The 12309-nt window shown below is 42.1% G+C and carries 11 protein-coding genes; 6 read left to right on the top strand and 5 right to left on the bottom strand.

Going from position 1 to position 12309, the window contains the following annotated elements; all coding sequences use genetic code 11:
- Positions 1-31: 31 nt before the first annotated feature.
- The 3 genes from L2748_RS14230 to L2748_RS14220 all read right to left on the bottom strand — a co-directional run bounded on the left by L2748_RS14230 (position 32) and on the right by L2748_RS14220 (position 3600).
- A complete protein-coding gene (locus tag L2748_RS14230) occupies positions 32-556 on the bottom strand; it encodes a CIA30 family protein (RefSeq protein WP_220782772.1) in 525 nt (174 codons plus the stop codon).
- A gap of 364 nt (positions 557-920) precedes the next feature.
- A complete protein-coding gene (locus L2748_RS14225) occupies positions 921-1430 on the bottom strand; it encodes a hypothetical protein (RefSeq protein WP_220782771.1) in 510 nt (169 codons plus the stop codon).
- Between the two features lie 13 nt (positions 1431-1443).
- A complete protein-coding gene (locus tag L2748_RS14220) occupies positions 1444-3600 on the bottom strand; it encodes an LruC domain-containing protein (RefSeq protein WP_220782770.1) in 2157 nt (718 codons plus the stop codon).
- A gap of 427 nt (positions 3601-4027) precedes the next feature.
- Here L2748_RS14220 and L2748_RS14215 point away from each other — a divergent pair, with 427 nt between their 5' ends.
- Positions 4028-4843, top strand: a complete 816-nt coding sequence (locus L2748_RS14215) for a hypothetical protein (RefSeq protein ID WP_220782769.1) — start codon at positions 4028-4030, stop codon at positions 4841-4843.
- A gap of 17 nt (positions 4844-4860) precedes the next feature.
- Here L2748_RS14215 and L2748_RS14210 read toward each other — a convergent pair whose 3' ends face one another.
- The gene (locus L2748_RS14210) at positions 4861-5865 is read right to left on the bottom strand and encodes a lipid A deacylase LpxR family protein (protein WP_220782768.1); all 1005 of its coding nucleotides are present in this window, start codon (positions 5863-5865) and stop codon (positions 4861-4863) included.
- Positions 5866-6294: 429 nt separating this feature from the next.
- Between L2748_RS14210 and L2748_RS14205 the strand changes: the two genes are divergently transcribed.
- The gene (locus L2748_RS14205; RefSeq protein ID WP_220782767.1) at positions 6295-7836 is read left to right on the top strand and encodes an EAL domain-containing protein; all 1542 of its coding nucleotides are present in this window, start codon (positions 6295-6297) and stop codon (positions 7834-7836) included.
- A gap of 68 nt (positions 7837-7904) precedes the next feature.
- Here L2748_RS14205 and L2748_RS14200 read toward each other — a convergent pair whose 3' ends face one another.
- On the bottom strand, positions 7905-8465 hold the full coding sequence (locus L2748_RS14200) for a CBS domain-containing protein (RefSeq protein ID WP_220782766.1): 561 nt from the start codon (positions 8463-8465) through the stop codon (positions 7905-7907).
- 311 nt (positions 8466-8776) lie between these two features.
- Between L2748_RS14200 and nfsA the strand changes: the two genes are divergently transcribed.
- From nfsA to L2748_RS14180, 4 genes are all read left to right on the top strand, one after another.
- Positions 8777-9499, top strand: coding sequence for an oxygen-insensitive NADPH nitroreductase (gene nfsA, locus L2748_RS14195; protein ID WP_220782765.1), 723 nt, complete (start codon positions 8777-8779; stop codon positions 9497-9499).
- Between the two features lie 229 nt (positions 9500-9728).
- Positions 9729-10256: a YbhB/YbcL family Raf kinase inhibitor-like protein gene (locus L2748_RS14190; protein ID WP_220782764.1), complete on the top strand. Its 528-nt coding sequence runs from the start codon at positions 9729-9731 to the stop codon at positions 10254-10256.
- A 109-nt stretch (positions 10257-10365) separates the two neighbouring features.
- Positions 10366-11175, top strand: a complete 810-nt coding sequence (locus L2748_RS14185; RefSeq protein ID WP_220782763.1) for a helix-turn-helix transcriptional regulator — start codon at positions 10366-10368, stop codon at positions 11173-11175.
- Positions 11176-11601: 426 nt separating this feature from the next.
- Entirely contained in the window at positions 11602-11943 is a 342-nt protein-coding gene (locus L2748_RS14180) for a zinc ribbon domain-containing protein YjdM (protein ID WP_220782762.1), read from the top strand.
- Positions 11944-12309 lie beyond the last annotated feature (366 nt).

Genomic DNA, 12309 nt, shown 5'->3' with positions numbered 1-12309 from the left:
GGCTATGCAGTCAAAGCTGCTACTTGTATTGTTATTCTTCAGCCCTATTGAAACTAATATCTTTAAACGTGAGTGAAAATGCCCCAGGTTGCTTATCAGCCAGTAGAAAACCAATTTGCTTAACCTGACTCAATTTAAGCGCTGGCGCGTCTACCTCACGGCCTCGATATACTGGGGTAAAGTCTTGTGCTTTAAAGGTTAACTGCAACCATTGACCTTGCTTGGTATTAAAAACCTTGGAGTAAGCATAAGCGTCCCATTGCTCATCTGTTCTTAACCTGAGTTGATATTGTCTGCCATCGCCTTTAACTGCAATACGTATTAAATTGTGAGTGGCTGGCACTGTTACGGTTAATTGCGTTCTGGTTGATGCAAACCCGCCGTTTCGCTCTAATGACAACTCGCCAGAAAAGGTTGCGCTGGTGGGATCCGTTGTAACTGTGCTTTGCGAGATCCCGCCCATTACAGTATCGTTAACTGTGCGCCATATGGTTGGTGTGGTGACATCGAAGTTAATTGTTTGTTCTGCTGCGTTAGCTTGGAAACTTGCGGTCATAGTTAAGCCTAAAGTTAAGCCCATCGTTAGGGTTATGATTAGAGTATACGTGGTGCTGAAAAAGAAAAGTTTAAGCACTTTATTGTTGTTTTTACTTGGTAAACTTTCTGTAGTTGCAAGCCTTAAATCTCTGATTGTTTTTAGCATTGTTTGCCTATCATTGTAATGGCGTTTTATTGTTTACGTTGCAGTAACTAGAAAAGTTTACTGTAGCAATTAAATCAATCTCAGTAAGTGGTTTGCAGGTAAGCGATAACAAGTAAATAGCAGTGATGTGTTGGGTTTGTTTTTTATTTTTCCGCATAAAAAGGCTGCGACCCAGTGGAGAGTGAATCGCAGCAAGCTCTAGTATTTGAATTGAAGGTTAATTCATAGTGAGTACTTGTGAATCTTCGCCTTGTAAGTAGCTCCATTCTACAAATTGTGGCGCTTGACCATCATAAAACCAAATGACGGCAATCAGCTGGCTTTCATGGTTAGCGACCTTGATATCTTTAGATAATTTCCCCTTGGTCAAAGGGCCTCTAAATAAACAAGAGTTGAAGTTAACCTTGTAACCTCCACCATTGGCTTGGTAGTCATCACAAAGCGAGAAGTAACCGCGGTTACTATTACCTTTATCAATATCGACGGTTAATGTGTAGGCCGATTGCAGCTTGTTATCCGCATCAACTATTAAATCATCTAGTGATGTAGGAGTGGGTGCAGGATCCGGATCTGGCGTAGTCGTTGCTGGAGCGGGTGTCGTTGCTACCGGCGCTGGTGTTGCAGCTCCGCTGTCATCTCCTCCACCGCCACATGCGGTCAAAAGCAATGTGAAACATACCATCAAGCCAGTTGGGCGATTAAGCAAAGTGTTAAATTGAATATTCATGGCATGCTCCATTTTAGTTATTGAAAATGAGTGAGTTGTCGGCATTTTCATACCAAGTAGGGTTGGTGTTACCTGTGCTATCGGCAGCAAAGTCAACAAACTCAGTGTAGGCATTGTCTAAACGCTCTTTCTCTTTAGGGTGTTTCCAATCAACAGGGATCTCAATTGCCCATGCCATACCGTTACTATCTTGGAAGTATTGCGATGCACCAGGGTTTGAGGCGTCGTCACGAGCGCCAAAGTAGTTGGTTGAGAACTTGTCAGTAGGTGCTTGGTTCTTTAAATGGATCTCTAACTGACGGCCGGGATTAGCACCAACAACGTTTTTAGCCGCTAAGCCATGGTCGGTGTTCGGGGTTGCGAAGATAAATGGATCATAGGGGAAAGCGGGAACGCTGCTTTCGTCAACTGGAGTGTCAAAAGGAATATCAAATGACCAAGTGGTTCTAAACGCGGTTTCACAACCGGTTTCTGTACGCAGGTACTCACAGCCTTGCTCTAGGGTGACGTAGTCAGACAAATCTTGGGTAAATACAAATACTGCGTTGGTTTGTCCTGTTTCTAACGGTGAGCTCGTTTGAGCAATGTTATCAATAGACCAGCTGATTAAAGATTCTTTAATTTTTCCTCGACCCACCCCCGGTAAATGCACGGCAAATCCGTTGTGGTATGCCGCGCCCATAGCGGCGAGCTGAGCTTCAAATCCAATACGTCTGACCTTGTTATTTTTGACATACTCGATGATGCGTAACTGAACTACCACATCGTTCATATCAAAGTCACCTTGGTCGGGGTAGAGATCCTCATAGGCCAGCGTGGTGTAGGTTGAAGAGGAAGGGTAGTAGTTAATGGTGACGCCTGTTTCGGTAAGGGTTACTGGATAATCTTCGACCTCACCATCACCGATACCACCTGTAGGAGTGATGTCACGCTGGGTACTTAAACGAAAACGTGCCCAAGTAGGCCCCGGTTTTGCCCAGCTTGGTACGTCAATCGTCAGGGTGTTTTGACCGTCATCAATACGTTCACCGAGTATAATTTGTTCTTCTAAGTCAAAGGTGCCACTTTGATCCCAATCAAACCATGCATTGAGGAAGCCGTCGCCACCAGTTGCATCAACCAGTAAAACAGCACTTTCACCGAGCTCAAATCCGGTTGGCATTGAGATCCCGTCTTCATCATCAGCATTATCGCTAGCATCATCAGATAGAGGAGAGGCATAACCGTCTGATTCATTATCGACGCTGCTACCAAGATATAAACTATTACTTATGGTATGGCGAGCACCGTTAGAGGCTAGCAAGGTGCCGTAGCTGTCTGGTGCATCACCAAAATCGACTGTGTTGCCAACAACAACCTCGGCTAATGCACAGCGTGCACCGTCATTACTGGAAGAGGATGGACCATAAGCAAACAACACCGCGCTAGGAGAGGCTGAATTGACGTTAACTTTGTAGATATTACCGTTACTGTTGTTGCTGACGTAAAGATTACCGTCTGGATCAAAGAACTGTGCACCGAAGATAAAGTTACCTGAAGTTGATGTGATAACCGTACCTAAGTTGGTCGCTTCTGCTGTGGCGGGATCGATACGAAGCAGTTTACCTTTTGAGCCATTACTAATGCTATATATATAGCCGTCTGTGGGGTGAAAGGCTAGGTCAGTAATGTTATAGGTGGCGTTAGCTTTACTGCCAGCGACTATTGTCATGTTGTAGCTACTGGGGTTATCCAATGGGATTTTGAATAAACCTTTACCTTTACGGTAGCCGTACCAAACATTCTCACTAATGGCGACATCACCCACATAAAAGTTACCGGCAGAGGCGGCTGATGAGTCTTTGTTTACGGTAAGAGCCACAATCTGATAATCGTCACCTGTACGTCCTAGTGAGCCTGAGGCGTAATCCCAACCGTAGAGATAGTTGTCATGGTAGTTAAACCCCACACCGTTGTAGCCGTTGCCTGTCCCCATATCATTAGAGAGCACCACATAGCTACCTGTTGCTAAGCTAACACCATAGCTTTTTGGTGTGTTGGATTGTTTCTGGATGACAAAGGCTTCTGTGGGACATGCACTAAAAGGATTAGAGGCGCTCACATTCGCTGAGATCAGCACGCTTAAAATTAACGGGGAGCAGCGTAATGTCTTCTTTGTGGATATTTTCATAATGCATCTCTCGCAGTCATGTTATCAATGTATCCAGATAAAGCATAAGCTGTGCCAATAAATTTAAGTGTTACTTATCAGTGTTTTGGCTGTTTTTGTGGTTTTGTTTTTTACACTTATTCGCAATTTGCAAATCAGCAACGACAGAGGTTAATTGCTGTTTTTACTTTTATGAAGGTAAATGACTAATGTTATTTACGTGGTAGATTGAATGGTTATTTAAGTGCGCGGATTGAGTCTATATAAGCGGTTAAATATGGGTGAGTGGTATTCATTATGTAGAAGTTTACTAAATGGATACAGGCATACTGAGTACAAATAGTATTAAAAACAGCTAGATTGGCTGATGATTAATCTTGTATTACACTCACCAAAATAAGTTTCGCCATCATTAATGAGTGCGCGTTCAATACAGGGAGTGTTGTTAGTGAAAAAACTGACCTTAATGGCATTGTTATTGGTATCTACCTCAATGGTAAATGCTGAGGACCAATATGAAATTGGTCCCGATTCATCAACTGAAGATGAATGGAACTACTTGATAGCCTTACCTATGGTTTGGGCGCCGGATATATCGGGCACCATCAATGCTGATGCAGATCGTGTTGATATTGAAGTACCGTTTAACGACATCATTAGTAATCTTAATTTTGGGGTGATTGGTGAGCTTTATGCGCAAAAAGGCGATTGGCTTTATAGCTTGCGAGTTAACTACCTAAGGATAAAAAGCGATAGTCAAACGGCGGGGCTAACAGGGCCGATAACCGGTGGCGTTATCTCTCCAGGGCACAATATTGAAACCGATATGCACTTAGCTGTGAATGATTTTTTAGCCGGGTATGAAGTTACCCCAGGCTTGCGCTTATTTACAGGTGTACGGCATGTGTTTAGCAAAATAGATTTAAATATTAAGCCGCTTAAAGATGATGGCCTAATCAATATCAATGCCCAAGTACCTATAGCTGACGAGCACCTGTTTGACTGGCTGGTGGGCGCAACTTATCGCCACTGGTTTAGTGAGTCCTGGGGCGTATCTGCAGGGGCTGACACTAAGATCTATGGAGATAACGACAGAGACTTTGGCTTTAACGCTTCAGCCTTGTACCGCTTTGGGCATCTGCATAATGTTTGGATTGGTTATCGTTACCTGCAGATAGGCAACGACTCCGAGGTGGATGGCGTTCATTATGAAATGGACTTTGTCGAAAAAGGCCCGCAAATAGGTTGGGCCTTTAGTTTTTAATATTGTCGCGCACTGAGTTACAGTTGCTTGCTGTAACTCAGTACACCGTAGCCATGCCATTTATCACTGTCTGACTCATATTCTTGAGTATATAAATCAAAGCTCCAACTGACTGACCAAGTGGGAAAAGCCCAAATGACGCCAGTGCTTGCTTTAGCCTGTTGGTGTTTGAGCTTTGCATAGGAATCATAGGGTAAAGAGCCATCTAAGGTTAAATCATTAAATCGATAACCTGCTTGTGCTCGGGCGTAAACCGTCCAACTACCTCTTTGGCGTGCAGTATGGCTATATTGACCATAGTGGCCTGCATGGCTACTTAGTTGGCCAAAGGATTGGGCTAAGTCATCTCCCCAGCGAAACATTAAGCCTAAATTGGCTTCACTGCGAAAGTTACCTAACATATTGTGGTTGTATGCACTTATTTCCCATTGGCTGTCTTTACCTGCGGTTTGCCTAGTGAGCAAGCTGTCGGCTTCATACGCTAACTGAATTGTCAGCTGGTTTTCGACTTGGTATTTCCAGCCATTGGGTGATGTTGAATCGGTAATTCTATGGACGAACTCTTGCATGGCCTGAGCGCCAGAGGCTGGGCCAATGACGCCAATACTGAACCAGTTCTTTTGGGCAAAAGAGTCGCTAAAGCTACCGGTAAAGCTTTCTAGCTCTGCAACCCCGGCGTAGGGGCGATCGTAGGGCTGAGGATAATCAAATTCAATTTCTTTAGGTGTCCATAGCCTTTGATAGAATTTAGCTCCCCACTGGCTTGTTTGCCCAGAGTTTGACATTGGAATTTGCAACTGGCTCTGCCAGTTAAAAGGCCATGGGGCTTGGTTAAAGTCTGCTTGAGGTAGCGCTTGCCAGCCTAAAACAAATCCGTTGGAGTAATCGCCGTCTTGTCCGATGATCACATCATTATCTAAGCTAAGGTGCCACTGATCGGCTAAAGACAGGGTGGGAAAGCATAATAAAACAGCGGTAGCGCTGGATGCTTTGATGGCGCGATAAGAAACTAAGAAAGTCAATGTTTGACCCCTCTACAGTTAGGTTTATTTATGATTTCAGGCAATATCTATAAAGCTAACGCTATCAGAATAGCGGTAAGGCTTCTTATTGTGCAAATTTAAATTCCAAGGGTTGTTTGGGGAAATGTAAAACGAAAGAATGGGTTTTGTGTAGCGCCTATGTTCTAGCTCTATTTTTATACAAATTTAAGTTGACCTAATTTTTAAACAGGCGTAAATTCGCGCACTCTTTGAATTGGTGGCCTAAGTTGAATATCCGTAAGTATAATTAATTATCTATACTAACAAATGCTTATGCTTGATTCGTGGCTGCAAAGGTTCAATTTAAGCAATTTGTATAGCGTTAACATACACGGTTGCAATTAAATTCAAGTACTTACTACTGGTAGTGCTTGGTAGATATTAAATGTTTTCATTTGGCACTGCTTAATGCTCAAGTTTGACCCTATTGCTAGAAAGAAAGATCTTCCTTGGCTCATTATCGCCATGGTTTTGCTTTGCGCTGTGACTTCATATTACCTAGTACACTATCGCGTATTTACGACCTTTTCTGCAAAGGTCATAAAACTCGACAATCTTTATGTTGAGGGGGTAGCGACAGCGAATAAAAACCTGTTAGCGATTCAAGGTGAACTAAACGGACTAGAAACACAAGGCTGTTCAGTGGAAACGGTTAATGTGCTTCGAAATCATATTCTCAATTCTAGCGAGCAAGATATTGTTTGGATTAAGTTTAGTGATGAAAAACTGATATGTTCAGCGTTAGGTGCTAATGAAGTGAATGGACCAGACTACTTTAGAATTGATGAGTCTAAAGATCATGGTTTACATATTTACCAACAAGGTAACTGCAGTAACAGTGAGGCACTGTGGCCGATATACGTTGCTCGGATGACCAGTCAGTATCAACTGTTTGTAGGTGTTGATGCTGTGCAGGATATGGCCGATATTTTACCTTATGCGACATTGTCTGATGGTTTAAGTATTGATTTGGATAATGGTAATAACCTATTGAGAATCGATCATGGCGATCCAGACTCAGAGACAATGAAGTTTCATTCGCGGGTAACGGATTTGCGATATTGCTTTTCAATCGACTCACTCGCTAAGAATTTGCTTTGGTTGAATTACTTTCTATTTTCAATGCTAGCTTATGCGTTAGTTTTGTTTATTGGCTTTATTCTTCGAGGAGCGGCTAAGCAAATATACTTGAATCGATCTTTTAAGCAGGCATTGAGAAAAGAGGCGTTCTTCTTAGCGTATCAACCCATAGTCGATACCAGTGAAGATAAGGCTTTTGGTGTAGAAGTACTGCTAAGATGGCGCAATGCAGATGGCAGTATTCGCAATACTGGCGATTTTATTGGTCAGTTGGAACTGTCTCCGGTTATGCCAGAAGTTACCCGCTGGATTATGTTAACAGCACTTAATGAGCTAAGAGGTTTGCTAAAGCAGCAAACAATTGCTTGGTGCAGTATTAATATTAGTGCCAAAGAGATTGAGCAAGGGTTAATGCATCAGTTTCTACTCGAACTTGCGGAGCAGGGCTACCCGGTTGAATATTTAAGTTTTGAATTAACTGAGCGTATCCCGATTTCTGACTGGGACAAACTCAAACAATTTGTAGATGTTTGCCAACAGCTTGGTTGCAAAATAGAGCTTGATGACGTTGGTACTGGCTACGGCGGAAACCTGTGGTTGCAGAATTTAGATTTTGACTACCTTAAGATTGATCAGCAGTTTGTTAGCCGGCTTGGTAAGCCAGGGAATAAGCTATCGCTAATTTTATCTTATATGGCTATTGCTGAAGAGCTAAATATTAGTGTGATAGCGGAGGGTGTTGAAACCCAAGCTCAAGCGGATATTTTAAACTCATTAGGCGTTAATCTACATCAAGGTTGGCTGTATTCAAAAGCGTTACCAGCACTTGAGTTAGAACATTACTTATGTGATAACGCGATAGCGTGCTAGCCTTTTAAATAGTGAGCCCCTGAGACTTGTATGTTACAGGGGCTTTTTAATATAAAGGTGATTATGAATTAACGTGTTGCTTTAAATATTTGTGAGAACGATGGTGGCTGATTAATATCAATTGGTACATTGAGTTTTCTGGCGACATCGTTGGCGGCAATAAGGCCACGTATATGGTGCAGCTCGTGGTCAATCACCAGCATATGGTGTAGCCCGTTTTCTTGTAGAGCTCTTACAACATCACTGACATTGGCGGTAGCCACTTGATGATAATCAAGCGCCATCAAGCCCTCTCTAGGCACCATTAATTCAGTAACTTGCAGATCGTTAATGGTACAGGCGTTTTTGGCTGCTAACTTCATCATCTTGCTGTGGGACAGTTCGTATTGGGTGATGATCCCCAAGAAGCGATTGGTTTTATCGACGACAAGACGCATAAAAGCGTGGGTCTTGACCATGATTTCTGCGGTATCAACAGCGCTGGCTGACGAGTCGATAACCATAGGTTGGGAGTGGTCAAAGTCGGTGAAGATAGATAGAGCAGGTGAGTCTAGGTTGGCTGAATACTCTTTTTGTGACCACATTAAGTGATCGATTGACGCTGTGCTAAATAGTTCTAGGTTTCTCATCAGAATACTCCATGAATATTAATGGCTGACGGAGATGGCGAAATGTGATCTCTGTACCAGATATTTATTAACCTATTCCTGTACTGGAAATAGATCAATAAAGATGAATTACATTTAATTTTAGCTAAGCTTCTGGCTGACTCGATTGTTTTTTGTTCGCAATTCGTGATTTGTACTAGCCGTATTCATTTAGCTACCAAGATTATCTAGCTGCATTTTTAACTAAAAAATCTTTATTTTTAATCGATTAGCTTGTGGCAGTGTTTTAAGGTAAGTAGGCTGTTATTCAAAACACCGCCAGTAGGTCAACCATGAATCACACCATAAAAACCATACTTCAGCACCGCTCTATTCGTCAGTTTACCGAGCAACAAATTGAGCAAGATAAACTGGAGTTAATTTTACAGTGTGCAAATGCAGCCTCCAGTTCCAGTTTTATTCAATGTAGCAGCATTATTCGGGTAACGAATCCTGCAACTCGAGCGCAGATTGCCGAACTCGCTGGTGGGCAAAGCTATGTTGAAACCGCGGCTGAGTTTTTAGTCTTCTGCGCTGATTTTAATCGTCATTTACAAGTGAGCCCTAATGCTCAGTTGGGCTTTACCGAGCAAACGCTAATAGGTGCGATTGATACTGGCTTGATGGGCCAGAATGCATTACTGGCTGCAGAATCTATGGGGCTTGGTGGCGTCTATATTGGCGGGATCCGTAATAATCCAGATAAGATGAAGTCATTATTAGGACTACCTAAGTATGTTGTACCTTTGTTTGGTATGTGCCTTGGTTATCCTGCGAAACTTCCTGAAACTAAACCGCGTCTACCTTTAAGTATTTTGGTGCATCAAGAGCGCTATCAGGCAATCGACAGTGATGAACTCGCGCAATATGATCTGCATATCCGTGAATATTATGCGGCAAGGAGCAGTAATAATAAGCAAATTTCATGGTCTGAACAGATAAGTGCAACACTCAATAAAGAGTCGCGACCTTTTATGCAGGCATATTTAAAGGGCCAAGGCTTTAGTACTCGATAACTACGGTTTGCTACTTGAGTAAAGGCCCGCGTTAAGGCGAGGTTAAGCGTATTTTTGCTAACGACTTATCAGCATCAATAGTTGCAAGGAGCAATGCGTTTAACTGTTAAAATAAACTGTAACTATCAAAATGGATGTTTAATAAGCTTATTATGATAGTTTTGGGTAACTTTTATATTGTTGATTAACTAAACTAGATGTACATTCACAAAGACATCTAGGATCCATTATGAAGCACATCGGTTTATCTATCGCGTTACTGGCGTTTTCGGCTCACAGCTATGCGTTAGAGCTAACGAGTAATGACATCAACGAAGGGCAGTTGATGTCATCTAAGTTTGAATATAATGGTATGGGTTGTAGTGGTGGCAATTTATCGCCGCAGTTGTCTTGGAAAAATGCCCCTAAAGGCACTAAGAGCTTTGCGATAACCGCTTTTGATCCTGATGCACCCACAGGCAGCGGCTGGTGGCATTGGACGGTACTTAATATTCCAGCAGACACCACATCAGTTGCGCAAGGCGCATCTGGTAAAGTCAATATCGGCCTTGAAACAAGAACCGATTATGGTAAGCCGGGTTACGGTGGAGTTTGCCCGCCTGAAGGCGATGGCATGCACCGTTATCAATTTACGATTTGGGCATTACCACAAGCTAAAATCGATTTACCTAGCGACATATCTCCTGCTGTAGTTGGCTTTACATTGAATAAAATGGCAATAGATAAAGCAGTATTAACAGCAACCTATGTGCGTTAAGTTAGTATCTTAGTTAATGCAGCATGAGCTAGATAAGCCTAAGCGAAATCAACCTGATTTCGCTTAGGCAGTTTAATGATAAATGTTAGCTTGCAGTTGAGGAATAATATTGAGTTCACTGCTGAGAATTGATCGTTACTTTGGTCATAAGGCGCAGCCGCTGCGTAATGTGCCAGTATTAACCCCCAGTATTATTGTCGTTACTGCAGGCGTTAAATTTCTGCAGTGGCAAGGTGAGGCAATAGCCTTTAATCGTCATAACTGGTTACTTGCGGCAGAAAACCAACCATTGACCTTTATCAATGAGCCTAGCCAAGATAAGTTTCAGTCAATTCAGATTTCATTTAAATCTTTGCCGTCAGAAGCACTGCTTAAACAGTTATCTGCAGCAGCTATAGAACAAAGCGATTTACTCAATCCGCCAAGCCTTGCTGTTAATGATAGCCTTAATTTTGCATTGTCGCAGTTGATTACCATGGCTGAATTGTCATTAAGCGCTGCTGCGCAGCAGTGTTACCTTGACGGATTTTACCAACAGCTTTTTGAAGCAGGCGCTTTGTCGCAACTGTTTGCTCATAGGCAATTATCCTTGCGACAAAAACTCAGTCGTTATCTTGCTATTGATCCGGCAAGCAACCACAGTATTGAGAATACTTGTGGGCGATTTGCCATGAGCCAAGCAACCTTTATGCGTCATTTAAGTAAAGAGGGCACCTCGTTTAGAGAAGTATTAGCCGAGGTCAGAATGTTAAATGCCATTAGTGTGATGCAAACCGTTAATGCACGCAACGAGCAGCCGCTTACCCAACTTGAATTGGCATTTCGCTGCGGATATCAATCTGAAAGTCGATTTAGTCAGCGTTTTAAGACTCAATTTGGGATCTCTTTAAAGCAATATGCGCAAACTATCACTTGTTAAAACTATCACTTGTTAAAACTATCACTCGTTAAAAGTACTTAGTGCTTTGTTCTTGGGTAGTGAGTGCTAGATACAGCTGTAATCGCTTTTATTGGCTGAATGACTACACCGTAATATTAGCGAGAGCTGTATCAAGCTATAGCGCTTGCTGTGATCAAAGTGGATATATCAAATGGGTAATAAGATTCACTACGCTAAAACTGTAAGAAATCGCTGGTATTGTGTGCGATTTGACTGGTGTTTTGTTATCAAGATCAAATACTGAAAATAGCAAAGACTAGTGGGTTCACAAGACGGCTTTTTGAACCTAGCTGATAATGGAAAATTTTATTATAATATGTGTTTAAAAGGTGGATCGTTTAATGACTGTTAAAAACGGCGCATTGAGTACGATCCAACAATTTATTTATTCAAAGAGAAAATGCCATGAGCGCTATCCCACCATGCCCAAAATGTGAGTCTATCTATGTATACGAAGACGGTACAAACCTAGTTTGTCCAGAGTGTGCTCATGAATGGAATCCAAATGAAGTTATCGTAGATCCAGATGCGATTATTTTAAAAGATGCAGTGGGTAACTTGTTAGCTGAAGAAGACAAAGTCACGCTAATTAAAGATCTTAAAGTTAAAGGCTCATCGCTGGTACTTAAAGTAGGTACTAAAGCTGTGATTAAGCGTTTTGTTGATGCTGACCACGATATTGACTGTAAAGTTGATGGTCACGGCCAGATGATGCTTAAGTCTAAGTTTGTTAGAAAGCAAAACTAATCAACTGGCTTTGAAGTATAAGCTGCTTTAAAACATAAGTTGATATGAAGAAACCTGCCAAGTGCAGGTTTTTTTGTACCTGAATATCAGTGTGAGATTAAGTTCGGTACAAGGATCTACAGTTGGTATACCTAGATGTAATGAATGCACACTCTATCTACAGGCTATAGCTATGCGGAGTGAATACTTCTGTGTGGGCTAGATGTATTTTGGTCATAGAGAGACTGTTAATTATTTATTAAGGAGAGCGGACTGTATAACCCAAAAAATCATTATGATCTCTAGTACTAAAACTAGACACGGCACTAAGCAATGCTCTTTAGTTCGAATGCTTCTGGGCTGAGATAGCCATTCGCACTATGCCTT

It is taken from the genome of Shewanella sairae (assembly GCF_023283535.1).
GTDB lineage: Bacteria > Pseudomonadota > Gammaproteobacteria > Enterobacterales > Shewanellaceae > Shewanella > Shewanella sairae.
The sequence above is the reverse complement of the archived record's forward strand: the minus strand, read 5'-3'. Positions and strand labels throughout refer to the sequence as shown.